The organism is Pseudomonas sp. FeN3W (genome assembly GCA_030263805.2).
GTDB classification, from domain to species: domain Bacteria; phylum Pseudomonadota; class Gammaproteobacteria; order Pseudomonadales; family Pseudomonadaceae; genus Stutzerimonas; species Stutzerimonas stutzeri_G.
Window position 1 is genome coordinate 405,514 of record CP136010.1, and the last position, 23,676, is coordinate 429,189.

Consider the following 23,676-nt stretch of genomic DNA (forward strand, 5'->3'; position numbering starts at 1 on the left):
TAGACGCTGAAGGCTTCGTGTTGTGCTGCAAGCTCAGGATGAGTCGCAATTGGTTTGCCTAGACCATGAGTCTTGGGGCTCAGAGCTTTATGTGCGCTCTTGCCAATGTCGAACTGAGCCAGTTCCCAAGCAGTAGAAATGTTCAGAGCTGCTAGCTTGGCAGCCGAGCGGTGTCCCACGCCCCACACCTCGGAAACCGGCGCCAACCGGAGCAATTTCTCTTGACGGACAGGGTCGGTCAGATCAAGCACACCACCAGTGGCCTTCCATTTTTTCGCTGCCCAGTTCGCGAGCTTAGCCAAGGTTTTGGTGGTGCTGATGCCAACCCCGACCGGCATGCCAATTTCATGCGCTAAACGGTTGCGAATGCTTCCGCCCAGCTCAGCTGGATCGGCAACTCCGGTCATGTCGCCCCAAGCTTCATCGATAGAGTAAACCTCGATGCCTGGCAGCATCTCAGCCATTACTCGCATCACCCGATTACTGATATCTGCATAGAGGGTGTAGTTGCTGGAGCGCGCCACCACTCCTTGTCGGCGCATCTGCTCGCGCACTTGGTAGTAGGGCGCCCCCATGGCGATACCAAGCCCCTTGGCCTCGGCTGAGCGAGCAATTACGCAGCCGTCATTGTTGGATAGCACTACGACCGGCTTACGTTTGAGCTCCGGCTGACAGATGCGCTCACAGCTGCAGTAAAACGAGTTGCAATCTATGAGCGAGAATACTCTCGGCAATACGCTCATATAGCCACGTGACTGACCACCCAGGTCACGACACCCCAAACCTCGATGATCTCTTCGCCGTCCAGCTGCACGTCCGGGACGATAGGGTCGGCTGCCTTCAGCCAGCGGCCCCCCAACAAGTCACGCTGAACAAGGCGCACGCGGTAGTCTCCAGCAAGGTCAACCACCACCAGCCTTTCGTCCAGGTGACTAGCCGCACGGTTCACGATCAACCGATCACCACGGAAAATGCCGAAGCCGACCAAACTATCGTCCAAGACTTGCACAGCCCAAACGTGGGGCGTCCCTAGGCCGGTGAGAAGGTCGAGGGAAAGCCCAACCTCCTTTTCGTCTTCGGCGGGCGACTGAAAGCCAGTGATACGCAGACCGTTGGCCGCATCGGTGAGAAGACGCTCGCGCAGGCGTTCGCACCGGGCCAGTATCGAAAGAGATGACATCGCAACATCCAAGGAATACTGTATATGCAAACAGTATTCGCGAACCGTTGAGAGAGGTCAATCAGGGTGGACGAGCGGCCTGATCTACAACGGATCCCCGATTAGCACAGCGGCACCTATGTCGCCTTCGCAGCCCGTTTCCGCGCTGGGACTCCATTCCAGGCGTGCTTGCTGACCAACTAGATCAACAATCAATCGCCGGTCTAGACAACCCATCGCTTGCCCGGCCACCGCATGCATTTCGGTCTCCGTCCAGTTTTGCACCACGTAGTCGAATACCTGCGCTTCGAGATCCTCTCCCTCGGTGTGATGCAAGATCGAGGCATAGGCTTCAATGCAACGGGAGCTGGCGGTATCACAACGGATCTCTACTGCGTTGATACCTGGGGCGTGGTATCCCTTAGTAGTTTCCCAGCCACCCCAAATCAGTAGGTTCCCGTTTTGATGCTCAACCTTCAGCGGGGGACGTGTGACGGAGTGAGAGGATTCGGCAGTTTTCGGAGCTGCGTGCCAGAGCGTGGCGGAAACAGAGAGCAGTGAGGAGGCGAGGGCAATCGCGATGTATGGGAGATACCGCATCTTCGAACTCCATTCGAGAGGGGAATGCCTTCCTGGCGAGCAGAGTCTAGAACATAAGGCAGCGTCAGCATTGTGAGGTAATAAGCATGTGCGGAGGCGTAGAGGCCCGTGAGGCCGATAAGGTCTGGAAGATCTATTTTCCCAATCCCAAAGCAGCCATTCCGGTGCTGCTTGAGGAGAGCGGCCAGCTCGATTGGATTCATTGGGGCCGGAGAAAGGAGGAGCTAGGAACCGGCCCACAGGGAGGCTGGGCAAGGCTCAGTACCGTGCAGTCTGGCGGCTGGGAGAAATACAGACCCCGCCGTGGGTTCGGCATGGTTCAGAGGTTTATGGAGAAGGAAGGTCGGCCGGGAGAGAAGAATCGGACATCGCACTGGTTCGATGTGCCGGAGGGATACGCGCTAGAGTGCCTGGTCATTGGTGAGGGAGAGCAGCGAAGGGTATATGTTGTGACGACGGCGCCACCTGCAGAATATGAGTGGATCCATGATCGGTGGCCACTGCTGACGGTGCTGAGCGATGCTAGTTTCAGCTGAGTTGTGCTACCTCGTCAGCTATCGTTTGCGCTGCATTGTCTGATAGAAATGCTGGGATCTTAAGGCAGGATTCATGATGGTTAGAGCAGCGCTAGAGATCGAACTCATAAAGTCAGCAACAGATCTATTCGCCGGTGATGAGCAAAGCGCGGCCGAGTGGCTGAACAAACCTGCCAAGGCGCTGAATGGCCGCAAGCCCATCGATATGACAAATAGCCTTGCTGAGCTTCGTCAAGTCCTAGATTTGATGGGGCGTCTCCAGCACGGCGTGTTTACATGAAGACGGCTCTACGCCGAGGCAGTACCTCTCGACCCCACCGCAGAGTGTCAGTCTCGGACGCTAGGTTAGGTAATGGTGCTCAGTTGCTCATTACGGGTTAGCAGCTATTGACACATAAGCGCCTGGAGCCTGCGTCCACGCAGCCCATCGCTGACTGTCTGTCTAGCTAAGAGTAGAATTATGAGATTGTTTTTCGCCAAGGGCGGTTTCCAAACCGGCAAGCGGCTTTCACATTGTCTTCTAACCTATGGTAGATTTGCCTCGGCGGCTGGATGATTGACCGCGGTTAAGTCCGTGGGCATGAGTCCGTGCCCGACTATTTGAGGTCTCACATATTCCATCCAGCCGCCTCTCATACAATGTAGCCCTTATGACTGCCAGTTGCCTTAAAGACATTCGGTCTGCCGAAGAACTAGCTCAAGCGGTAGGTGTAAGGCTCAGCAAAATAAGTGAGTATGCAACTTCGAGCGCTCAAGAGACTTATTATGAGAAGCTTGAAATACCAAAGCGCGGAAGAAATCGGAGGGGGGAAGTAAGGGAAGTATATAAGGCTCGACACAACTGGCTAGCCCAGCTCCATCGATCTGTCGCGATGTTGGTAGCAAATAGTGCGAGCTTCGGCGCGCACGTTCAGGGGTTCATCAAGAAGCGTTCAGCTTTGACAAATGCTGAGCTACACCTTCGAAAGAAGTTGATACTTCATGCGGACATAAAAGATTTTTTCAATGACATAACAGAGCAGCAGGTTAAGACTGCGTTCTTTATTCTTGGCGCAGAACCTGATGTTGCTGAATTGCTTGCTAGGGTGTGCACCATTGACGGAACTTTACGCCAAGGAACACGCTGTAGTCCGATCATTTCGAATTTAGTTTGCAAGAGCCTCGATCAAGCAATGCTAGATTTAGCAAAAGCACATGGCGGGGTTTATAGTCGTTACGCCGATAACATGACAATATCTGGCGAGCAAGTGCCAGATATCAACATCGTAGCTCAGATTGTGAACGATCATGGATTCAGGTTGCGTCTTAGCGGTTGTTATACCCAGCGTCGCGGTGCAAGACAGTTTGTCACGGGCCTATCTGTGGTAGATATAGAGAAGCCGCGCCTTCCAAAGCAACTAAAAAGAAAGTTAAGGCTTGCAGTTTACTACGCTGCAAAGTATGGCGAGGAACATTTTAATAGAAGCAAAGGGGTGAGCTCGGTCGCTCCTTCGATTGCTCAAATGAGAGGGATGATAGCTTATGCGCACTCTATTGAGCCTGATTTCGCCACTAAACTATGGAAGGTGTTGAATAAATCATGCTAGAGGATTGCAATCCCGTAGATGTTTTTCTTTGGTGACAACATTTTCAGCATATCTGATCCTGGTTTTTATATAGCCAATCTGGCTGGCCGCGATTTGGTCACCAGCAATGAAGCCAGCAGTGATTTGAGCTATCGCATCCGCTAGCTCAAGAATTAAGAGCGTATTCTCTGAACAAGACTTTAGCGAAGGAGCCTTTACCTCGCGATGATAGTTCGCTGAGACAAGAGTTATAGCGTCCTCCAAAAGCTGATTTGCGCGTGGCAGAGCAGTGTAAATTTCAACGATGGAATTGTTCTTATTGCTCAGTCTGTGGAATAGGGGCACTGCCTTAAGCTCTAATTCATACTTGCGCTCATTCCACTCCGTAAGCTCATTACTTCTCGCATAATATATATAGGCATAAAAATCGGCTACCGCGAAATCATGAAGTAAAAAATTGGCCAAAGCTGGTTGCAAAAGCATTTCGCTTAGCCTTTTTTGAGTGATTTCGATTTTGTTCGAAGCGGGAATCAATGCGCTTCTAGATATACGCTCCTTCCAGGACTTTATGGCTCTTGCTAGCTCGACTGGTGTGTCGGTCAACATCAATACAGTTAGTGCGACATCGGTGAACTCGATGCCCATATGAGACACGGCGAGGGCGCAGCTCATAGGTGTGGCGTGAGATGCTGCGACAAGCCGTTTTTTTGTTTCTGGCTCCGCCTTCTGAGGCTGAGTCGAGCTGTTTTTGAATGCAAACAGATTCAATTTATGCAACAGTGAGCGTTTATTAAAAGTGGCGCCTTGCCCCGCCCCCTCCCTCGCAATTCCTTTAAGAGATTCCCAGAGATCCGTCGCGCGATGTTCTGCTTGGAGTACTAACCTAAGCTCGTTTATTGCAGCAGACGCCGAAGGAGAGGATGGTATCATGATTCTCAAGGACTCTATATGGAACCCCTTTAAAAATCCATATAGGTCTAGCGGAGTGGCTTGGATCTGTGCACTGTCAAAAATACATCTCAGAATTTTAATGAAACTTTGATGGCTTGCGCTTGCTGCAGCTTGAAGGGCCCAGAATGCTTCACTGCTTTCACTACTTCGTGCGTTCTCACAAACAGATTGCGCAACCCTCAGAGATGAAGACGATATATCGTCTGTAAGTGCGCCATAAATGTCGTGGCGATTGTTGTTTATTGATGCAATGTAGGTTTTCCAGGAGTTCGTAATGATATTTGCAAAGTCCTTATTTGAATCTGCAGAAGATATAGTAAGGCTTCGCTTTACCTGAAAATGCGCTTTCATTTTTGTGGGGGTATCAAGCTCGATGACAATGTCATCGAGGGGGGCACCCATCGCAGCCTGCTGAAGCGCAACACTTCTGATTCTGCTTTGCAAAGGAAGTCTGACGCTTTCTGCGAGAAGAGCGGATAGGAAGTATGCGGCAACGTGGCTTTCGTATACAAACCCAGCGCCGCCGGTTAACTCGGTTGATTGAGACATCATTGATCCATTTGTCGAACTGAGCGCGAATAGTTTTGCGCCCAATCTATAAATCGTTGCACCGGTCTTGCCGTCATAACGGCTAAATTCACGATGGGTGAGACCTAGAATTTGACATTAGCGATAAGAGGCTGCGTATGGAAGCTATCGTCCCGTGCGGGTAGCAAAATTTTTGTAGTCAGCATGTTCTGGATCATACTGAGTGCAGCAAGAGGAGCGAGCAACCATGTCTGAACTGATCAAGCAGGCCTGCGAGCACTGGCGTTACGTTGCCCTAGTGCTGAGCAAGCCAACGAGCGAGGACGACTATGATGCTCTGATCGAGGCCTTGGATGAGTTGCTAGGCTTGGTCGGCGACGATGAGGATCACCCTTTGGCTAGCATTGCGTCATGTGTCGGGGACATGATTGAAGCCTACGACGAGCTTCGTCGGCCGTTGCCGAAAGCAGGCGGGGTAGAAGTGCTGCGTTACCTGATGAGGGAACATGGCCTGCGTCAGGGAGATGTACCAGAGGTCGCTACCCAGTCAGTCATTTCTGAGGTGCTTGCTGGTAAGCGCCAATTGAATGTGCACCACATCCGGGCGCTTTCGGATCGTTATCGTGTCTCCGCAGACGTCTTTTTGTAAGACCCTAATAGGAAAAGGGCCGCTAATGCGACCCTCCCACGTAACCTGACCGGTTATTGCAGCCAGCTTTCGACTTTCTCGGAACCGTACTGCTCTTTCCAAGCCTTCAGCACCTTATGGTTGCCTCCCTTAGTCTCGACAACCTCGCCAGTTTCCGGGTTCTTGTAGCGCTTTAGCGTGCGCTCACGACGTGGGCCTTTAACAGGCGCCTCAAAAATTTTTCCAGCCTTTGGATCGAGCACGGCGATCACGTTACGCAAGGAGTAGCCATAGTCAGCCAAGAGATTGCGCAGCTTGGTTTCAAACTCGATTTCTTTTTGTAGCTTTTCGTCGCCTTTGAGAGCTTCCAGGCGCTTTTGCTGCTCAGCGATTTGGGCTTCTAGAGCTTTGTACTCGGCAATGATTGACATGGCGGATCCTGAGTCTCGATTAAGTGGTATAGGGTTGAATACATAATAGACAAGACGCGAAGTAACTGCATCTCATTATTTCTATTCCGGCTTGTCATAAAGGCAACGTCTCCGACAGCCTTGACTGCCTGCTCGCTAGAGCTGATTGACTTGAAAAGGGGTAGCGGTGTGGAGACGCTATTTTTCGGCTGGAGGTGGCCTAAGAACGACAGCCTGCTGCCTGAGGTGGAATGTCATATAAGTTCTAAGCTCAAGGGTGATTCGCGCTTTTAATGGATCAGCTCTCCTCTGGCCGTCAAAAGGCAAAAACCGGTCTTCAAGCGTGGCTAGGCCGGCGATTGACATTCCTAATGTATACAAGATCGGCCTTCACACAATTGATCGCTACCTGTTTGACAACGGCAAGCGACTCGGGTAATTAAAAAGCAGGGGTTTAACAAGTCAATCGATAGAGGAAATCGACCATGGGTATAAAGCCGGGCCCTAAAAGAAAAAATGAAGATGGTACTCCGGACAAGAGACAGAGAGTCACGCCCGAGAAGCAAAAGGATCATCCAGACCTAAAGCCCCATAAGCATAAAAGGGGAGAATAGAATCGAAGAGCAGCTCTCCGAGAGCTGCTCTTTTTGTGTGCGTGTATATTCGTTCGTCCTTGCCACGGTTTTCAATCGCGCAGTGTAGTGAACGAAAACAATGGCGCGGAGTGCAGCCCGTGGACGTCCGGCCTCGATCAGCTCAAGCCAATCTGGGATATACGAATAGGTAGGTGGGCTAGCCTGCCGCAAATCGAATATTTTATGCCGACCCCGAGTTGGCGCTGTTCGATTGGCCATCCGATGGCAACCAATATGGAAGTGTCGAAGCTCCCGGCTTGTCCAGGATGATCGCTACGCTTTGCTCGGCCCTTGTAACCGCCACATAGAAGTCAGCGGCGGAGAGAGGCTTGAGGAATTCTCCCTTGCTGATGAACTTGCCGATGGGGCCGGTCGGATAGATCAACACGCGGCTGAAGGTCTGGCCTTTCGATACGCCAAAATTGAGGTAGTCGAGCTCGAACTCATTGCCTGATCTGACGCTGTCGCGTAGGCACTGGGGTTGGAATGCCTCGACGTACAGACCGACGTGCTCCTTCCTCACCAAGAAAATACCGTCGTGTGCCGTGGTCACGCGATTCTCGGAGATCGTTTCTGGAAAATTCCAACTCGCGTCGAAGATCGTGTCGGAAAAGGTGGCGATCGTTTGGCAGCACCGCCATGTGATAGAGCTGTAGTGGGTTCTACCCCGTTAGCACGGACACTTTCGAGTAAGCTCATACCGAGCTGAAGGAGTGTTCATGAAGCGCAAGAAATACAGTCCTGAATTCAAGCGGGAAGCCATCGAGTTGGTTCGTCGTTCAGGGGCGAGCTGTCGACAAGTGGCCCTGGAGATTGGTGTAGCTCCGAACCTGCTCACACGCTGGGTTCGAGAAGCACAACCAGGCACAGAAAAGGCCTTTCCCGGAACCGGTAGTCCGCGAGATGAGGAGCTGGCCCGCCTCAAGCGTGAGTTGGCCCGGGTGACCAAGGAACGTGATTTTTTAAGAGACGCGGCAGCGTACTTTGCCAGGGAATCATCGAGCGGTACACGGTGATCCAGCGCTGCCGCAACGAGTACCCGGTACGTCTGATGTGCCGTTGCCTGAAGGTTTCTGCCAGTGGCTATTACGCCTGGCAGGATCGTGATCCAAGCCCGCGAACTCAAGAGAATGCACGCCTGGTAAGGCGCATTCGGGAGATTCACGAGGACAGCCGTGGTGTGATCGGAGCGCCCCGGATGCACGAGGATCTGCTCGACGAGGGCGAAACCGTCAGCCTGAACCGCGTTGCTCGCCTGATGGCGGCTGAGCGAATTCAAGGTTGGCCACGCCGCAAGAGGCGTGGCTTTGGAAGAGTCGCCAGCGGGCGTCCAGCAGGCGTGAAAAACCTGCTGGAGCGCGATTTCACTGCGCAGGAACCGGAGCGCAAGTGGGTCACGGACATCACGGAAATAGCCACACTGGAAGGCAAACTCTTCCTATGCGTGGTGCTCGACTTGTACAGCAAGCTGGTGATCGGTTGGTCGATGCATCACCGTCAGGATCGGCAGATGGTGATTCGAGCGGTGGAGATGGCGATCTGGCAGCGCCAGGGTGACTGGTCAGTGATCCTGCATTCGGATCGCGGCAGCCAATTCACCAGTGCTGACTACCAGCGCTTTCTGAATCGCAACACGCTGGTCTGCAGCATGAGTGCAGTCGGGCATTGCGGCGACAACGCTGCCTGCGAAGGCTTCTTCGGTCAGCTCAAACGGGAGCGCGTTGCCCATCAGTCGTATCGAACTCGTGATGAAGCACGGGCGGATTTATTCGACTACATCGAGCGGTTTCATAACCCACGAATGCGTCGTAGAGTCGCCCGGCAAGATCTGAAGTTTTCAGCCCTTTTCAAACCGTCCGTGGAAATGGGGTAGAACCCGACAAGCTCGAGGTTTAGCTTGTCTCCAATGCGCAATTCCATTGCCTCAAGTACCTCTGGAGGAATCTCCACGATCAAGTCGCCGCTACCATCACCTGAGTCGTGGCAAACCGCAGTCCTATTCGTGTCGCTCATGCATTGCCTCCGGTTTACGGGCGAATGCTATAGACAATGTCATCGCGCACTTTCTTGTGGCGACCAACGCCAAGCAGGACGTAGATGGTGCTCCTGGTCTCGAAAAAGCCATCGCCATCATACTTCTGCTGCAGGGAGCTCCTCACCCAATAGCCCGGTGGAAAACGTCCAGCTGAGTCTTCGACTACTTCATTAGCGTGGATAAGCCGAGCTACGAATCCATCAGTTTCAATTTGCTGACGCGCTTCATCGGACATTTCTAACTCGACGAGAGTCCAGTCCTTGACCAGGCAGTACTGCTTCTTGGTATTTCGCCGGTGTAGCTCGTGCAGAATTTCGGCTCGACTCAAATCCGTGCCGTTGATAGCGGGCGCTTTACCCCATAGAAAATCGGCGATTTCGAGTGCTTTTTGATTTCCACTGATGTCCAAGAATTGGAGCTTCATGCTGTATTGCTCGCAGTAATTTTCACGGCATCTAGTGAAGCTGTCTGGATGTCATAACAATGCTCGACTTCATCAAGCGCTGAAGTGCCATAAGCGAGGGGAGTCCTACGTGGCGCTTTAAGGTAACCACGACGTAAAGTGAATTAACGGTCTTGATGAACCAGCGGCCATCGCTATGGCGCAGTTCGACGATGTCCGATGTTCGTATGAGATGGCCGTCGGCAAACCGACCCGTACTTTCCCTACGGGCATGTTGATAGCTGATCCCAACAGCGGCGTTAGCAATCACAAACGCATCTACCAGAAAGCCCGTCACCGGAACCGGATAGTTAGCCTTCAAGGCATAGGCCAGCTGTCGTTTTGCATAAGGCGAGATTGACCGGCTGGTCTCTGGAATCAAGATCGTTCTCAACATAGGACGTGCGTCAGCTGAGGTCGATGTAATACACGGTTTGCTGGTTCGTCAGCTCAAGAACTTCAGCCGGCGTCCGAGAAGGGTCGTAATAGCTCTTACCTTCCTGTGTCACGTAGATATGGATGAGCTCGTCATCTGCTGATCTGGCTATGTCAATTTGTCTGATAGGTTCAAGGAGCCACCTATTCGCTCCATTCATCCACGCAGGACTCATCAACTGAAGCTCGCCGATGCGTGCATCAGGCGTTTTCAAGTTGGCCATTTCAAGGAAAGTAGTCAGGTCATTGGGCATGACGGTCTTTGTGTATTCAATGCCGCCCTCTGTCACCTTCACCGTTGCGTGAAGCCACGGACTCGAGATTTCGCGCTCAACGAGCCTCCAGTGGTGATGGTCGGGCCCGAACACGGGCGCCAGGTTGTAATAGGCGCTCTCGTGTGTTTTGAACATAGATCAATCCTCTGAAATGCGTCCTATAGGACGTAGTGCCATAGGGCGCATTCTGGCTCCATCGTTGTTTTTGTGCAACGGGAAAACAGGATGAATTACAGGCAAGCGCTAGGCACGAGCCTACGGAAAATCCGTAAAGCTCGCGGGCTGAGCCAGGAAACGTTCATGTCAATCAGCAGTCGAGCGCACATCTCTATGCTCGAACGAGGGCTTAAAGGTGTGACCATCGAGAAGATGATAGAGATTGCTGAGGTTATGGGAGTGCATCCTCTAACAGTGCTACTCGACTCGTTCAGTAGCTACGAAGGGGTAGCTCCAGAAAGACTTTTGAAACAAATTGCCCAGGAGTGCAAAGAGATTGAAACACCCGAGGCCGGGTGAGACTGGCGTGTGAGTGACAAATCTATTTCTGGTGATAGCGTTAAAAATCAGAGATTTGCCCAGAGGCGGGACGGAAGGGGCTTAGCCGCTCAGCCTGATTGAACTGTCTTGGCTATTGAGAGCGGGCTCGAGAAGACTTTGGGGCTATTGTTTTACTTTTAGCCCCTTCACGGAGTGAGCGCGTTGCTCATCCAGCGAGTTGTAATAAGTATTCTGGGTGGTACTCATGCTGTTGTGTCGAAGGTCGGCCTGGAGATCCTTCATGTCACGGTGCCGTGCATCGAAAGTGGCGGAGGTATGGCGCAACCAATGCAACGACGCCGAGCGCAGCTGATCAATCTCGTCGTCACTCCAGCCTTCTATAGACATGCGGCTCAACGAACGATCAAACAGCTCCTGTAACAGCAGTCGAATGTGGCGGTCAGAAAGCCCAGCTCGACCTTTTAGTGAGCCAATTAGAGGAGTGTTCTCATGAGCAGAGGGCAGGGGAGGAAGCCCTAGGTGTGCACGGTATCGCACCAGATAGGTGTGAATGTAGTCGTCACGGACGCTGATTTTCGCAGCTTTATTGCCTTTGCCCACCACATGAAACCACCAGTTACCCATGCTGTCGCGACGAATATCGCCCATCGTAGGCGCCCAATTATCGCGTCCGACTAGGTCGGAGACCCGCAGGTACATAGAAAACAAGGTGGCAACAATAAACAACGTCCGCTCATACAGTGCATTCTCCGCAGCCATCAGCTCAGCGGTTTCGATCACGTAGCTCCATTGCAGCTGGGTCAACGACCGGGAAGCGACATCAACCGTATTGCGTTGCTTGTAAATCGATTTTTGCTTCACTGCTCGAAACGGGTTTACCTCAGTCAGTCCCTCATCGATGGCGTGTTGGAAAAAGCTGCCACAAACAGCAAAGACCTGACCAACGGAGCCCTGGGACATCCGATAGATTCGGGAGGGAAGGGGAGCCGCCGATTCCGCCGCGATTTTTCGCTCACGCTTAGCGATGGTAAAGGTGAACGGACGCCAGTCTTGGTTGATCATAAAACTGTCCGTTTCCAGCGGCTTCCTGCCGCCTACACGTAAAAAACGTGATTTAACTACCGGGCCCACCCAGTCAGTAGGTGGGTTGAGACAGAAGTCCATGAAGGCCTCGGCATCGCGGCGCCTTAAAGCCAGAAGCGGCTTACCGGCCAATAAAAGTGACCACAAGAGGAGCCGCTCGGCGTGCGTTCGATAAGAGTTGAACGTGGCTTCGTTGCCTGCGTAGGACTTTAGAAAACCTCTGACTGCCATATATCCGTCAGTGGCCTGCAGCTCCTGAGGAAAACCCAAAAGGAAGTCGCGCACCACGGGCAGCTCATTATGCAGGTGTAGAAAGTTGAGTCCATGAAATCGCTCAAAGGTCTCGAAAAGCGGCTGTGGGCACTGGGACATACTTCGTTAATGATCCGAACGGGAAATCTAGGCTGGAGGTGGCTAGAGTGACTCTTTCAGAGCACTTCTGCAATATCCGGGTCTGGCTGTTATCGGATATTGCAATACCAGCCCGCCGACAGGAGAGCGGCTAGTCATGATCCTTGGCGGCAAAAGACGACGATTCCACTTTTTAAAAGTTAACGCCCAGATTTTTTAACAGTTAAAAATCTGGCGATTTTCTAGATGTCGCTCGGAAACGATCCAGAAAACCATATATAGATCATTAGGTTGCGTGACGCCTATGCAATGTGCGATGCGCGATGTGGGGTGGAAAACGTGCGGAACGTTATCGTATAGGGGGTTTTTAGGCGGTTCTTTAGCATTTTGGCGTACTTCCCGACGTTAGCCGGCAACACTGGCAGAGTAAAAAGCTCGATAAATCAGCAGCATATCGGTAGCAGTGAGAGCTATACGGGGTCAGATTGCCCCGGTTTAACCGTACGGTAAGGACTCGTGGTGTCGTTGAAAAGCATAAATTCCACCCTTAGGCGGCGGAATTAAGCGTCAGAACTCAGGAGGAATGGGATCCGGCTTGATCGCCGGCATTGACCACCAGTAACTGCTGACAGATCAATGGTTTAGCGCAGCCAGCAACAGTTAAGGGAGGCCAATTCCAGAGTGAAACAGCCCTAAGCTCTGGAATGCTAAGTCTCTGATAAAGAAAAGAATTTTTAGGAAGCAGCAAATTCCGCTAATTAGGCGACACCCACATGAACGTGCCATGAAGACGAGTCCAACGCAACAGCTACGAACATGCTCGGCATTCGCATAATATATATTATGTTAAATAACATCTGTGGTGATGAGACGTTGCTTGCCATCGCGCTCTCTTCTGATCATTTCCCTTAGCCAACGATCAGCACGTGTTTACCACCGCGGGATGCCTATACTCGCCGCAATTCAGCCAGGAAGTTGAAAATGAGCAGCATCGAAGAACTCAACGCGCAATCGCTCAAGAGGCAATCAGGTCCCAAGCGAATCCTGAGGGCGCTGGGATACTCCATTGCTGGTATCCGTGCGGCGATTGTTGGCGAAGCTGCTTTTAGACAGTTGCTGCTGCTCAATGCGGTTCTGATACCACTGGCGTTCACGCTCGACGTCAGCCGAACAGAACGCTTGTTACTGGTGATCGTGCCGTTGCTGACACTGGTGGTCGAGCTCGTCAATTCCGCGATAGAGGCGGCAATCGACCGAATCTCGCTCGAGTTGCACCCGCTTTCCAAGAATGCCAAGGACATGGGCAGCGCCGCGCAACTCCTATCGCTGGTGATGGTAGCGGTCACCTGGGCGATGATTCTCTATTGAGCGTGCGCTCCGCCCATCCGCGTGCTGTGTCAGACGGCACGCGGACAAGCGACCATGAATAGCCCTTGAGCTCAGTCTTTCCTGACATTCTGATAGAGCATCAGCCGCGATGCTTCGTGTAGTCCCCGTGTCAGGGCGACAAGCCGCTGAAATTCCTCGGGATACCGGTCGGCTACGTCGACCAGAGGCTCCGGTGATGCTATTTCGTGCAGGGTCGGCTGGCTGCCGTTGTGCTGCATCTGCAGAAGAAAATCCTTGGTCACGCCACCAATCAGCGGGAACGTACCTTCGCGCAGTACGAGCGGAACCACGCGCTCCCCTTCAGGAGCCGGCTGCTGGATGTCGCGTCCCATCGCACCGTTGCGAAACTCCATGCCGGCCATGCCCAGTACGGTCGGTAGCAGATCGGCCAGACCCACGGCCTCTTCGATCACTCGAGGCTCCAGCAGCTTGGGCGCATGGATCAACAGCGGAACGTTATTGCTCTCGAGCCCCAGCTTTTCGTATGCCGGCAGCATGTGCGGAATCTGGGCGATGCGCGTGTTGTGATCGCCAAACATGACGAAGATGGTGTTGTCGTACCAGCCGCCTTCCTTCGCAATTTCCATCAGGCGCCCGATGTTGAAGTCCAGAAGCCGGACCGCGTTGTACTGCGCCACGCTACGGGAACCAGCGCCCTGTGCCTTTTCCAAGGGCAGATCGAGGGCTTCGAAGCCATCGTTCTGCTTGGGTATGGTGAACGGACGATGATTGCCCGCCGTTTGGATATAGGCGAAGAAGGGCTTGCCCTCCCCCTGCTCTCGCAGCAGCCGGTCACTTTCCTTGAACAGGTCAAGATCGGAGATTCCCCACACATCCACCATCGGAGAGTTCCAGTGGCGCTCTTCATACAGCTGGATGTCGTCGATGCTCTGGCGGATCAGGGCATTCATATTGGCCCAGCCGGAATTGCCGCCGATCATGTAGTACTTGTCGTAGCCCTGCAGCGCGTTGATCAGGCTGTGCTGACGGGTGATCAGCGGATTGCGCGTCGCGGTTTCCTGCCGGGAAACGTCCGGTACACCGGATATGCTCGCCCACACAGTCTTCGCTGTGCCGGTCACGGGAACGTAGAAGTTCTTGAAAAACCAGCTCTGCTTGGCCAGCCGATCGATATTGGGGGTTGGATTGAGTGGATTGCCATAGGCGCCCACCGCGGTGGTTCCCAGGGACTCGAGCATGACGAAGACGACGTTCGGCCGCTTTCCGTCAATTGCATAGGGTTGAACGCCCTGCTCCCGGCTGAAATTCAGCGATCTCGAATCAGGCTGGTCGACGCCCAGGTAATGGCTGACAACATCGTAATGGGCTTCGACCTGTTCCCGGTCGTAAGGCTGGTTGGGCACCTTCAGCGTGTCGTAGAGGAAGATCACCGGATTCAGGCCGAGGGCTGCGATCTGGTTGTCGCCCGAGAAGAACGCATCACTCCAGCGCAGCGGCACGGGGTTCTCCAGGTTGATATTGTCGACGCGCCCGAGGATGGCGACGAAAACCGCCACCACCATCAGCGCGCTTCCCCAGAGCAGCGAAAGCCGGCTGATGCGCTTTGCCGGACGATCCAGCGTGACCCGCTCGAAGCGCAGCAGCAGCCACCAGACCAGAGCGGTTGCCGCCGCCCAGCCAAGGGTGATCCAGACCACCGGATAGGTCTGCCAGACCATATCGGTGGATATCTGCGCATCCTCCGTAAAACGCAACACGGTGGCGTTGATACGCACCCCGAGGTAGGCGTAGTGGCCGAAGTCGATGATGTAGACCAGCAGCACTGCACCAAGCGCCAGAGCCAGATAGAACCGCGCCACCCAGCGCAGGACGTGCGATCGGGTCAGGTTGCATGCCGGCAACCACGCCAACAGCGCGATCGGCAACATCAAGAGGATCGCCAGGCGAAGGTCGAAACGCAGGCCGATTCCGAGCGTTTCGGGTACGGCATCGATCGTACCGAGCGCGCTGGGCTCCAGTCCGGAGAAACCGACGAAGAAAATCCCGCGCAATGCTGCGAGCGCAATGAACAGAATCCCGACTGCACCGAACCAGTAATGCAGGCGCCGCGACTGAAGCCAACCCATTGTCCCAACCTCGAATCTATCGAACCGTCAAATAGCGCAGCCGAGCCATCACAGGTCGGCTGGAGTAATTTTCGTCACGCCGGCATTGGCTTACGCACGAGAGCCTTGCAGGCATAGACGAGCAACGCCCCGCAGCTGAACAAGGCGATGAAGGGGTCTAGCAGGTAGTCCCAGTAATTGGGCGAAGGCTTGATCCCCAGGCTGAACGCCAAGGTGGCAAGGCCGAGCATGGACGCCCCCAGCCAGTTCCTGAGCAGCAGCAATCCCAGGGCAAGCACGCCCACCACCGCGATCAGCGGGCGTGGTGCGTAACCGAGCTGATAGGGATCCAGATAGGACAGGCCCATCGTCGCCGGGTAGAGAAAAAGCGCCAGCCCCGCCATCACGATCAACGATTGCACGCGTGCGCTGTGCGGCGGCATCGCCATCAGGCCCAAGCGCACCGCCGCGAAAAATGCCAGCGCCACCAGCGTCGTGATGGCCACGTCATCGGTAAAGCTACGCATGTAGGCAGCCACTGACAGACCGTCCACGGGAATGAAGCTGATCCCCAGCAGGAGAATAAAGCGAAGCCCCTGAAACCCTCGCCCGAGGCCAAAGCCGGGCGTGACGATGTAGGCGAGTAAGCCGAAGGTCAGATGCGCTTGCCAGAGTTCAGGCATCAGAGCTGCTCCAGTAGCCAGGCATCATTGAAGCTGACGTGCTTGATGAAGGTGTTGTTCCAGGAATAGACCAAGTGGTAGAGACCATCGGAGCTCCTGATGAAGTAGGGATATTCGTACTCGAAATCGCAGCCATGGGTCTTGCAGACGCGTTGATCCAGGTTTGTAAGAAACTCGTCCACCAGCGATAGCCGCCGTGGCCCGCTGGAAAGGCGGAACTTGTCGCCGATGATTTCCCGATACACCTCAGGCGTGAACGGGTTGCCCTCCGGATCAGGGGATTCGTCCAGGTCGATCACCGGCTTCCAGAGATCGAGGCTGGAGTCCGTCTCCATCAGGCGAAGACGGAAACGTCCGTCCTCCAGATCATTCAGGGCAACCAACAGGCCATGATTGGGCGTGGCCACCGCGGCGAGCGCGGAATTGGGGTTGGCCGGGTCGATCGGATAAGGCTCGCTCCAGGTTCTGCCGGCATCCGCGGTGCGGCTGGCGAGCACGCGATGATGGCTGGCACCTGCATAGCGCAGCATGGCAACGGCGTGTCGCTCGTCCATCGGCACCACTGTCGGCTGCAGTGAATCATTGCCTTTGCTGATTCGACTTTTACCGATCACCTCGCCGTTCGGGCTGATGTACAGATACTCGGCGAACTTGCCGAGGAACTCGTGGTAGACGGGCAATCCTATGGTGCCGTCCTGATGGAATACCGGGGCATTACGCACCAGCGTGCTGATGTTCAGGAAGGGGGTGGTGATCAGCTGTCTGGGGGGCGACCAGGTTTGCCCCAGATCATCCGAGTACATGGCGTTGATGGCGCTGCCAGCCCAGCCACCGACCGATACCGATACGTAGAACAGCCACAGCCTGTTGTCGGGAGCCAGCGCAATGACCGGATTACCCAGTTTGCGTATGTGCTTCTGGGTCGCCTTCTGGGTCGACTCGCGAGTTGCCAGGACCAGTTCCTCGCCCCACTCCGCCGCAATCGCGTCGAATCGCGCGCCGCGCACCTGAACATCCGCAGCCCCCTCGCGTGAGCCGGCAAACCATACGGCCATCAAGCCGCCATCCGGCAACGACGTCACCGAAGACGCATGCACGAATTCGTCGAGATCGGAGGATGCGAAGCGCGTGCTGTAGAACGCACCCTTGCTGGCAAGCGGCAACGCATGGGGGCTGGCAGCTACGGCGAATCCGGCAACCGCTCGTTCAGGGTGAAGCCACCAGGCGGTAGTGAAAATAGCAGCAAGAGCGACGACAGACAGGCAGGTAGGAAGAAATCAGAACTTTCCAGAACTCATATAAATCATGTCCGTATAAACACGTGACGCGTCCTGCGCTTTGCAAGAAACGACAAGCTCGTATGCCCAAAAACCGTCGGGGCGTGAAAGAAAGTCTACTGATCGGTTTGCCCGACTTCTGATGGCCGGGACTATCGAGCTTTTCTGAGCGGCCGCCGATCGTGGAGGAGTACCAGGGTCGAAGCATCACTTGGTGCAAGAAGTCGATCAGCCGCGCTTGATAAACGCTTCGCTCAGAAAAACCAGGTGCTACAGAAAACCTCGATGGCTGCAAGGACAGGCGTCGCAATATAGTGTCACAAACACACCTGTGGCAAATTGCTGCACCCTCCTCTCCATCGTGCGGCGCGCGGGCCATGGCCGACCGGTAACTCGACCACCCATACGTACCGCTGCCGGGCCAGCGGCGTAATATGGCGCATCTCAACAGAACGGGAGTTCTCTCATGCTGCTTCGCTTACTGGCCGCTGGTACTTTTGCGGCACTCTGCTTGCCTGCCCTTGCGCAGGAGCACCATCACGACCATCAGGCCGCGACACAAGCGGCGACGAGTGAGCTGGCTGTCAGCCAGGCATGGTCGCGGGCGATGCCGCCCAGCGCTCCGACTGGCGCGGTGTACTTCGTACTGGAAAATCGCGGTCAGCAGCCGCAGCGCCTGATCGGTGCGCAGACCTCACGTGCCGAAAAGACCGAGCTGCACACCCATGTGCATCAGGGCGACATGATGAAGATGCAGCAGGTCGAGGCGGTCGACGTGCCCGCAGCCGGCAAGGTGGAGTTCAAGCCGGGCGGCAATCACGTGATGATGTTCGGGCTCAAGCAGCCGCTGGTGGCTGGGGAGAGCTTCCCGGTGACGCTGCAATTCGAGGACGGCGGCGAGATCACCACCGAGGTGAGCATTGAAGTAGACGCCCCGACTGCCGGTGCTGCCGCGTCAGGGCATCATCACTGAGTGATCTGGCGTGCCGCTCCAGGCGGCCGCCAGTGCGCCTTCAGATCGCCGCCGGTGTGCGCATGGTGACGAACTCTTCGGCGGCCGTCGGGTGTATGCCCAGCGTGTCGTCGAACATCTGCTTGGTGGCTCCGGCCTTCAGCGCCACGCCCAGCCCTTGCATGATCTCGCCGGCGTCCGGTCCCGCCATATGGCAGCCGAGCACACGGTCGGTGTCAGCATCCACCACCAGCTTCATCAGGCTGCGCTCGAGGCTATCGGTCATGGTCAGTTTCATCGGCCGGAAGCGGCTTTCGAAGATCGTGACCTTGTAGCCCTGCTCGCGCGCCTCTTCTTCGGTCAGCCCGACAGTTGCCATATTCGGCAGGCTGAACACCGCGGTCGGGATGCTCGTGTAGTCGACCTTGCGATACTGCTCCGGCTTGAACAGACGCCGCGCCACGGCCATGCCTTCGGCGAGGGCGACGGGTGTCAGCTGCACGCGACCGATTACGTCGCCGATCGCCAGAATCGAAGACACCGAGGTGCGGTATTCGTCGTCCACGGCGATGAAACCTCGGGCATCCAGCGCGACGCCGACCTGTTCCAACCCCAGGTTGTCCAGCATCGGACGGCGGCCTGTCGCGTAGAAGATGCAGTCCGCTTCCAGCGTGCGGCCGTCTTCCAGCGTCGCGAGCAGGCTGCCATCGGCCTGCTTGTCGATATGCACGATGTCGGCGTTGAACTGCAGATCCACGCCCTTCTTGATCATCTCGTCCTTCAGGTGATCGCGGAGCGAGCCATCGAAACCGCGCAGGAACAATTCACCGCGATAGAGCAGCTTGGTATCGGCACCACAGCCATGGAAGATCGAGGCGAATTCGACGGCGATATAGCCACCACCGACCACCAGCACACGTCGCGGCAAGGATTCGAGGTAGAACGCTTCATTGGACGTGATGGCGTGCTCACGCCCCGGAATCGCCGGCACGTGGGGCCAGCCGCCAGTAGCGATCAGGATGTGCTCGGCCGTGTACTGCTTGCCCTCGACTTCGACGGTATGGGCATCGACCAGGCGCGCATGCGCTTGCAGCAGGGTTACGCCGCTATCCACCAGGATGCTGCGGTAGATGCCGTTCAGTCGCTGGATTTCCCGGTCCTTGTTGGCAATCAGGGTCTTCCAGTCGAAGGTCGCGCCGTCGATGGTCCAGCCGTAGCCCTGTGCCTGGCCAATGTCTTCGGCGTAGTGCGCGCCATAGACCAGCAGCTTCTTCGGTACACAACCGACGTTGACACAGGTGCCGCCCAGATAACGGCTTTCCGCAACCGCCACCTTCGCGCCGAAGCCTGCAGCGAAGCGCGCTGCACGTACACCACCAGAACCTGCACCGATGACGAATAGATCGAAGTCGTAAGCCATGTAATGTTGTCTCCTTCTGTAGCGAACAGCATAACCCAGGCTTTCGGCCTGAATCACCGAAGGAGTGCCGCATGCGCCCTACCCTCACCCACCTGGCTCTGCACGTACCCGATCTGGACGCCTGTATCGCGTTCTATGCGCGCTTCTGCGGCATGCACGTGTTTCACGAGCGCCCTGGAAAGGGCTCACGCATCGTCTGGATGGCGGAGCCCGGAAAGGAGCGCGAATTCATCTTCGTGATGATGCCGGGCGGCAAGGATCGATCGCTGTCGGTGGACGACTACAGCCATTTCGGCTTTGCGCTGGACAGTCGAGAGGAAGTGGATACGGTCGCCGACCTGGCGCGCAGGGAAGGCTGTCTGATATGGGAGCCGCGCGACGAACCCTACCCGGTGGGCTACTACTGCGGTTTGCGCGATCCGGCAGGCAACTATGTCGAATTCAGCTACGGGCAGCCGCTTGGACCGGGGGCCGAGGATATGCCGGAGCCTTGAAAAGCAAGACCCGGAAATGACTGGGCCACCCTGAGGTGGCCCAATTGCTTCAGAACGCCTTACCGGTCAGGTAGAAGTTTTCGTAGCAGAAGTTGGTCGCCTCGATATAACCCTCGGCGCTACCGCAATCGAAGCGCTGTCCCTTGAACTTGTACGCCAGTACGCAACCGTCCTGAGCCTGGCGCATCAGTGCGTCGGTGATCTGGATTTCACCGCCCTTGCCCGGCTCGGTCTGCTCGATCAGCTCGAAGATGTCCGGAGTCAGGATGTAGCGGCCGATGATCGCCATGTTGGACGGCGCATCTTCCGGCTTGGGCTTCTCGACCATGTGGCTGACGCGGTAGATGTCGTCGCGGATCATCTCGCCGGCGATCACACCGTACTTGCTGGTCTCTTCCGGCGGCACTTCCTGAATGGCAACGATCGAGCAGCGGAACTGGTTGTAGAGCTTGACCATCTGCGCCAGCACGGGATCGCCATCGAGGTTGATGCACAGGTCGTCGGCCAGGACCACGGCGAACGGCTCGTCACCGATCAGCGGGCGCCCGCTGAGAATCGCATGCCCTAGGCCCTTCATCTCAACCTGGCGGGTGTAGGAGAAACTGCATTCGTCGATCAGGCGGCGAATACCGACCAGGTACTTTTCCTTGTCGGTGTTGCGAATCTGGTGCTCCAGCTCGTAGCTGATGTCGAAGTGGTCTTCCAGCGAGCGCTTGCCACGTCCAGTGACGATCGCAACCTGGTTCAACCCAGCCGCCAGTGCCTCTTCAACCCCGTACTGAATCAGGGGTTTGTTCACCACCGGCAGCATTTCCTTGGGCATGGCTTTGGTTGCAGGAAGAAAACGTGTGCCATATCCGGCAGCGGGAAAAAGGCATTTCTTGATCATGTGAGTCCTTGAAGTAAAGGTTCCAGTCGATGCACTGCCATCAAGAACAGCAGCTGCCTTGCGGTGTTGCCCGGCCATGCCGGCGTAGAGCCTACGACCATCGTTTTGCAGCGGGGTTCGCTGCGACCTCCACGGTCGATGCAGATTATGTGCCTGCCCTTCGGAGACACTGGTTTTGCGGCTCCGGCGGGTCGCCACGCTAATGGCGGCCGGGGCGCTCTGTAAAGCCGTCTGTCGGTGTTTTTTAGCGTGCCAGTGATGTCGAAAAAACAGGACGCGCTACGCAAGTATCCATAGCCGATGATCATTACACCTTTGTCGCATGTCGCACCGAAAGTGAGCTGAACGATCCATGACCTGAGTCAGGGAAATGTGCAATTGCACTGTTGTCGGTCGCCCGAAGCACTTTTCTTGTGCCGAAAAGCAATACCATAGCGCCGCCCAATAATGGCGCATGGCCATCAATCGCGGCTGATTTCAAGAATTCGCACAGCACGCCGATATCAGCAGGTGACCGCCTGTTCAATGCTGCGCCGCAAGTATCCGCAGAGCAGCAGTGCGCAATGGCAGCTGACCCCGCGTGGCAGTAGTACTAAGGAAAACCATGAACAACAGCTCCGCCTCTCGACAAATGTCCGTGCAGACCAAGATCAACCTGGCCCTGGTGCTGGTCCTGGTGGCGATCATGTCTGCCTCGTTGTTCTTCTCTGCCAGCACGGAGAAGCGGCTCGTGCTCCAGGTCGTCGAGCAGCAGACCAAGGATGCTGCCGACTCCTATTTCGATAGCATCAACACCATGATGCTGACCGGCACCATGGCTCAGCGAGAGGTGCTGCGGAACAAGATCCTCGCGCGCCCGGGCGTCATCGATGCCCGCATCATCCGCGGGGAAGAAATCACCAAGGTGTTCGGCCCGGGCTATGATCACCAGGCTCCCGCCGACGCGTTGGATCGCCGCGCGCTGAGCGGTGAAGAAATCATCGAGGTCAACAAACAGAACGGCGGCCGCGTACTGACGGTCATCAATCCCATCCTCGCCCACTCTGACTACCGCGGCACCAACTGCCTGACCTGCCACCAGGTCGGCGAGAACGCGGTAATGGGCGCTGTACGCATCAGTTATGACCTCAAGGCGCTGGACCAGGAAGTCGACCGCAATATCATGATCAGCGGCGGGATTCAGTTGCTGCTGCTGTTCATCGGCGTGGTGGTCATGTGCCTGACCGTGCGCCACGTGATCATCCGCCGCATCACTGCCATGCGCCACACCATGAATAGCATGGCCGAGAACGAAGACCTCAGCCGCAGCGTCGAGGTGGGGGCGAAAGACGAAATCGGTGCGATGGGCGATGCCTTCAACCGCATGATCGGCAAGTTCCGCCATAGCCTGGAGGCCGTCGCGGGCGTTACCCATCAGCTCAGTGATGTCTCCGAGCGGGTATCCCATGTCGCCGAGAAGACCCTGGCCGCCGTCAACGAGCAACGCAGCGAGACCGATATGGTCGCCTCGGCAATGAACGAGATGAGCGCGACCGTGCAGGAAGTGGCACGCAACGCCAGCCAGACCGCCACCGCGTCGACCGGCGCTGACAACGAATCCAAGGCCGGTGTGAAAGTCGCCACCGAGGCGCTGGACGGTATCGAGGTGCTGATCGCCGAGATCGAGAAAGCCGCCCAGGTCATCCAGCGGGTCGAGAGCGACAGTGCCAGCATCGACATGGTGCTCGGCGTGATCAATGGCATCGCCGAGCAAACCAACCTGCTGGCGCTGAACGCCGCCATCGAGGCGGCACGCGCCGGCGAACAGGGCCGCGGCTTTGCGGTGGTGGCCGATGAGGTACGCACTCTTGCCTCGCGCACGCAGAAATCCACCGAAGAAATCCAGACCATGATCGAGCAACTGCAAAGCGGCGTTCGCAATGCAGTGCAGGCGATGAGCGAAGCGCAACTGCGTGCTCGCTCGGGTTCGCAATGCGTCGAGAAAGCTGCGCAAAGCCTGGGCGTGATCGCCGACGAGGTGGGCACCATCAACGAGATGAACACCCAGATCGCCACGGCCGCCGAACAGCAGAGCGCGGTTGCCGAAGAGATCAATCGCAACATCACGACCATCAGCCGTATTGCAGACACCACTTCGGCTGACGCATCCCAGACCTCGCAGATCAGCGACGAACTGGTGCGCCTGGCAACCGAGCTGAACCGCCTGGTCGGCCAGTTCAAGCTCTGACCACTGCGGCGCGGCCTTCCCGGCCGCGCCCGGGCGCCTTTCGAATCGTCCAATGGTGCGGTTCGGAGTGCCGCCGGGGCGCTATTCTTGATCTGAGACAGTCGGCGCACCGGGCCGAATCGTCCATAATTCGCGCCCATGACCTGCC

At 55.8% G+C, this 23,676-nt stretch carries 25 protein-coding genes and 1 pseudogene; 11 read left to right on the forward strand and 15 right to left on the reverse strand.

Annotation, left to right across the window (positions count from 1 at the left end):
- Positions 1-116: 116 nt before the first annotated feature.
- From P5704_001765 to P5704_001775, 3 genes and pseudogenes are all read right to left on the reverse strand, one after another.
- Positions 117-743 (reverse strand): annotated as a pseudogene (locus P5704_001765) (Y-family DNA polymerase).
- Positions 740-1,180 carry a S24 family peptidase gene (locus tag P5704_001770; protein WOF79258.1) on the reverse strand — a complete coding sequence of 147 codons (441 nt, stop codon included), beginning with the start codon at positions 1,178-1,180 and terminating at the stop codon, positions 740-742. The pseudogene P5704_001765 and the gene P5704_001770 overlap by 4 nt, the downstream one beginning before the upstream one ends.
- 84 nt (positions 1,181-1,264) lie before the next feature.
- The gene (locus P5704_001775) at positions 1,265-1,759 is read right to left on the reverse strand and encodes a hypothetical protein (protein ID WOF79259.1); all 495 of its coding nucleotides are present in this window, start codon (positions 1,757-1,759) and stop codon (positions 1,265-1,267) included.
- Between the two features lie 86 nt (positions 1,760-1,845).
- Between P5704_001775 and P5704_001780 the strand changes: the two genes are divergently transcribed.
- The 3 genes from P5704_001780 to P5704_001790 all read left to right on the forward strand — a co-directional run bounded on the left by P5704_001780 (position 1,846) and on the right by P5704_001790 (position 3,881).
- A complete protein-coding gene (locus tag P5704_001780) occupies positions 1,846-2,295 on the forward strand; it encodes a hypothetical protein (protein ID WOF79260.1) in 450 nt (149 codons plus the stop codon).
- A 73-nt stretch (positions 2,296-2,368) separates the two neighbouring features.
- Complete coding sequence (locus P5704_001785; protein ID WOF79261.1) at positions 2,369-2,575, forward strand: antitoxin Xre/MbcA/ParS toxin-binding domain-containing protein; 207 nt, start codon at positions 2,369-2,371, stop codon at positions 2,573-2,575.
- A 592-nt stretch (positions 2,576-3,167) separates the two neighbouring features.
- On the forward strand, positions 3,168-3,881 hold the full coding sequence (locus P5704_001790; protein ID WOF79262.1) for a reverse transcriptase family protein: 714 nt from the start codon (positions 3,168-3,170) through the stop codon (positions 3,879-3,881).
- Here the strand turns inward: P5704_001790 and P5704_001795 are convergent.
- Positions 3,873-5,360, reverse strand: a complete 1,488-nt coding sequence (locus P5704_001795; GenBank protein ID WOF79263.1) for a hypothetical protein — start codon at positions 5,358-5,360, stop codon at positions 3,873-3,875. The two genes, P5704_001790 and P5704_001795, sit on opposite strands and share 9 nt — an antisense overlap.
- 226 nt (positions 5,361-5,586) lie before the next feature.
- On the opposite strand from P5704_001795, the gene P5704_001800 reads away from it, so the two are divergent.
- On the forward strand, positions 5,587-5,988 hold the full coding sequence (locus P5704_001800; protein ID WOF79264.1) for a transcriptional regulator: 402 nt from the start codon (positions 5,587-5,589) through the stop codon (positions 5,986-5,988).
- A gap of 53 nt (positions 5,989-6,041) precedes the next feature.
- Here the strand turns inward: P5704_001800 and P5704_001805 are convergent, their stop codons facing one another.
- Entirely contained in the window at positions 6,042-6,398 is a 357-nt protein-coding gene (locus P5704_001805) for a histone-like nucleoid-structuring protein, MvaT/MvaU family (protein WOF79265.1), read from the reverse strand.
- A gap of 795 nt (positions 6,399-7,193) precedes the next feature.
- Positions 7,194-7,565, reverse strand: a complete 372-nt coding sequence (locus P5704_001810) for a hypothetical protein (GenBank protein WOF79266.1) — start codon at positions 7,563-7,565, stop codon at positions 7,194-7,196.
- Between the two features lie 166 nt (positions 7,566-7,731).
- Between P5704_001810 and P5704_001815 the strand changes: the two genes are divergently transcribed.
- Positions 7,732-8,885, forward strand: a protein-coding gene (locus P5704_001815; GenBank protein ID WOF79267.1) for an IS3 family transposase whose coding sequence is annotated in 2 segments (ribosomal slippage) — positions 7,732-7,978 and positions 7,978-8,885 — 1,155 coding nt in all. Because the reading frame shifts where the segments join, the coding sequence is not laid out codon by codon here.
- Positions 8,886-9,039: 154 nt separating this feature from the next.
- On the opposite strand, the gene P5704_001820 is transcribed toward P5704_001815, so the two are convergent.
- The 3 genes from P5704_001820 to P5704_001830 are packed head-to-tail and all read right to left on the reverse strand — an operon-like array spanning position 9,040 to position 10,334.
- Positions 9,040-9,471, reverse strand: coding sequence for a hypothetical protein (locus tag P5704_001820; protein ID WOF79268.1), 432 nt, complete (start codon positions 9,469-9,471; stop codon positions 9,040-9,042).
- Between the two features lie 31 nt (positions 9,472-9,502).
- A complete protein-coding gene (locus P5704_001825) occupies positions 9,503-9,871 on the reverse strand; it encodes a hypothetical protein (GenBank protein WOF79269.1) in 369 nt (122 codons plus the stop codon).
- A 25-nt stretch (positions 9,872-9,896) separates the two neighbouring features.
- Positions 9,897-10,334 (reverse strand): hypothetical protein, encoded by a 438-nt coding sequence (locus P5704_001830; protein WOF79270.1) that lies wholly within the window; start codon positions 10,332-10,334, stop codon positions 9,897-9,899.
- A 165-nt stretch (positions 10,335-10,499) separates the two neighbouring features.
- Between P5704_001830 and P5704_001835 the strand changes: the two genes are divergently transcribed.
- Entirely contained in the window at positions 10,500-10,715 is a 216-nt protein-coding gene (locus tag P5704_001835; protein ID WOF79271.1) for a helix-turn-helix transcriptional regulator, read from the forward strand.
- Between the two features lie 144 nt (positions 10,716-10,859).
- Here the strand turns inward: P5704_001835 and P5704_001840 are convergent, their stop codons facing one another.
- Positions 10,860-12,152, reverse strand: a complete 1,293-nt coding sequence (locus P5704_001840; protein WOF79272.1) for a site-specific integrase — start codon at positions 12,150-12,152, stop codon at positions 10,860-10,862.
- A 960-nt stretch (positions 12,153-13,112) separates the two neighbouring features.
- Between P5704_001840 and P5704_001845 the strand changes: the two genes are divergently transcribed.
- The gene (locus P5704_001845; protein ID WOF79273.1) at positions 13,113-13,499 is read left to right on the forward strand and encodes a diacylglycerol kinase; all 387 of its coding nucleotides are present in this window, start codon (positions 13,113-13,115) and stop codon (positions 13,497-13,499) included.
- Between the two features lie 71 nt (positions 13,500-13,570).
- Here P5704_001845 and P5704_001850 read toward each other — a convergent pair whose 3' ends face one another.
- The 3 genes from P5704_001850 to P5704_001860 form a co-directional block, all read right to left on the reverse strand.
- A complete protein-coding gene (locus P5704_001850) occupies positions 13,571-15,607 on the reverse strand; it encodes an LTA synthase family protein (GenBank protein ID WOF79274.1) in 2,037 nt (678 codons plus the stop codon).
- 74 nt (positions 15,608-15,681) lie between these two features.
- Positions 15,682-16,269 (reverse strand): hypothetical protein, encoded by a 588-nt coding sequence (locus tag P5704_001855; protein ID WOF79275.1) that lies wholly within the window; start codon positions 16,267-16,269, stop codon positions 15,682-15,684.
- Positions 16,269-17,432: a sialidase family protein gene (locus tag P5704_001860; protein ID WOF79276.1), complete on the reverse strand. Its 1,164-nt coding sequence runs from the start codon at positions 17,430-17,432 to the stop codon at positions 16,269-16,271. Before P5704_001860 ends, P5704_001855 begins: the two co-directional genes overlap by 1 nt.
- Here P5704_001860 and P5704_001865 point away from each other — a divergent pair.
- Positions 17,361-17,594 (forward strand): hypothetical protein, encoded by a 234-nt coding sequence (locus P5704_001865; protein ID WOF81324.1) that lies wholly within the window; start codon positions 17,361-17,363, stop codon positions 17,592-17,594. The genes P5704_001860 and P5704_001865 overlap by 72 nt on opposite strands.
- A 418-nt stretch (positions 17,595-18,012) precedes the next feature.
- On the forward strand, positions 18,013-18,519 hold the full coding sequence (locus tag P5704_001870; protein ID WOF79277.1) for a copper chaperone PCu(A)C: 507 nt from the start codon (positions 18,013-18,015) through the stop codon (positions 18,517-18,519).
- A 40-nt stretch (positions 18,520-18,559) separates the two neighbouring features.
- On the opposite strand, the gene gorA is transcribed toward P5704_001870, so the two are convergent.
- Positions 18,560-19,918: a glutathione-disulfide reductase gene (gene gorA, locus P5704_001875; protein WOF79278.1), complete on the reverse strand. Its 1,359-nt coding sequence runs from the start codon at positions 19,916-19,918 to the stop codon at positions 18,560-18,562.
- Between the two features lie 71 nt (positions 19,919-19,989).
- Between gorA and P5704_001880 the strand changes: the two genes are divergently transcribed.
- Complete coding sequence (locus P5704_001880) at positions 19,990-20,412, forward strand: VOC family protein (GenBank protein ID WOF79279.1); 423 nt, start codon at positions 19,990-19,992, stop codon at positions 20,410-20,412.
- 49 nt (positions 20,413-20,461) lie between these two features.
- On the opposite strand, the gene galU is transcribed toward P5704_001880, so the two are convergent.
- Positions 20,462-21,301: a UTP--glucose-1-phosphate uridylyltransferase GalU gene (gene galU / locus P5704_001885; GenBank protein ID WOF79280.1), complete on the reverse strand. Its 840-nt coding sequence runs from the start codon at positions 21,299-21,301 to the stop codon at positions 20,462-20,464.
- A gap of 604 nt (positions 21,302-21,905) precedes the next feature.
- Between galU and P5704_001890 the strand changes: the two genes are divergently transcribed.
- A complete protein-coding gene (locus P5704_001890; GenBank protein WOF79281.1) occupies positions 21,906-23,528 on the forward strand; it encodes a methyl-accepting chemotaxis protein in 1,623 nt (540 codons plus the stop codon).
- Positions 23,529-23,676 lie beyond the last annotated feature (148 nt).

Bases quoted from the DNA above. Each gene is read 5' to 3' on its own strand.
- P5704_001770 (WOF79258.1), bottom strand. From the start codon at position 1,180: ATGTCATCTCTTTCGATACTGGCCCGGTGCGAACGCCTGCGCGAGCGT.
- P5704_001775 (WOF79259.1), bottom strand. From the start codon at position 1,759: ATGCGGTATCTCCCATACATCGCGATTGCCCTCGCCTCCTCACTGCTC.
- P5704_001780 (WOF79260.1), top strand. From the start codon at position 1,846: ATGTGCGGAGGCGTAGAGGCCCGTGAGGCCGATAAGGTCTGGAAGATC.
- P5704_001785 (WOF79261.1), top strand. From the start codon at position 2,369: ATGATGGTTAGAGCAGCGCTAGAGATCGAACTCATAAAGTCAGCAACA.
- P5704_001790 (WOF79262.1), top strand. From the start codon at position 3,168: ATGTTGGTAGCAAATAGTGCGAGCTTCGGCGCGCACGTTCAGGGGTTC.
- P5704_001795 (WOF79263.1), bottom strand. From the start codon at position 5,360: ATGTCTCAATCAACCGAGTTAACCGGCGGCGCTGGGTTTGTATACGAA.
- P5704_001800 (WOF79264.1), top strand. From the start codon at position 5,587: ATGTCTGAACTGATCAAGCAGGCCTGCGAGCACTGGCGTTACGTTGCC.
- P5704_001805 (WOF79265.1), bottom strand. From the start codon at position 6,398: ATGTCAATCATTGCCGAGTACAAAGCTCTAGAAGCCCAAATCGCTGAG.
- P5704_001820 (WOF79268.1), bottom strand. From the start codon at position 9,471: ATGAAGCTCCAATTCTTGGACATCAGTGGAAATCAAAAAGCACTCGAA.
- P5704_001830 (WOF79270.1), bottom strand. From the start codon at position 10,334: ATGTTCAAAACACACGAGAGCGCCTATTACAACCTGGCGCCCGTGTTC.
- P5704_001835 (WOF79271.1), top strand. From the start codon at position 10,500: ATGTCAATCAGCAGTCGAGCGCACATCTCTATGCTCGAACGAGGGCTT.
- P5704_001840 (WOF79272.1), bottom strand. From the start codon at position 12,152: ATGTCCCAGTGCCCACAGCCGCTTTTCGAGACCTTTGAGCGATTTCAT.
- P5704_001845 (WOF79273.1), top strand. From the start codon at position 13,113: ATGAGCAGCATCGAAGAACTCAACGCGCAATCGCTCAAGAGGCAATCA.
- P5704_001850 (WOF79274.1), bottom strand. From the start codon at position 15,607: ATGGGTTGGCTTCAGTCGCGGCGCCTGCATTACTGGTTCGGTGCAGTC.
- P5704_001855 (WOF79275.1), bottom strand. From the start codon at position 16,269: ATGCCTGAACTCTGGCAAGCGCATCTGACCTTCGGCTTACTCGCCTAC.
- P5704_001865 (WOF81324.1), top strand. From the start codon at position 17,361: ATGCACGAATTCGTCGAGATCGGAGGATGCGAAGCGCGTGCTGTAGAA.
- P5704_001870 (WOF79277.1), top strand. From the start codon at position 18,013: ATGCTGCTTCGCTTACTGGCCGCTGGTACTTTTGCGGCACTCTGCTTG.
- gorA (WOF79278.1), bottom strand. From the start codon at position 19,918: ATGGCTTACGACTTCGATCTATTCGTCATCGGTGCAGGTTCTGGTGGT.
- P5704_001880 (WOF79279.1), top strand. From the start codon at position 19,990: ATGCGCCCTACCCTCACCCACCTGGCTCTGCACGTACCCGATCTGGAC.
- galU (WOF79280.1), bottom strand. From the start codon at position 21,301: ATGATCAAGAAATGCCTTTTTCCCGCTGCCGGATATGGCACACGTTTT.
- P5704_001890 (WOF79281.1), top strand. From the start codon at position 21,906: ATGAACAACAGCTCCGCCTCTCGACAAATGTCCGTGCAGACCAAGATC.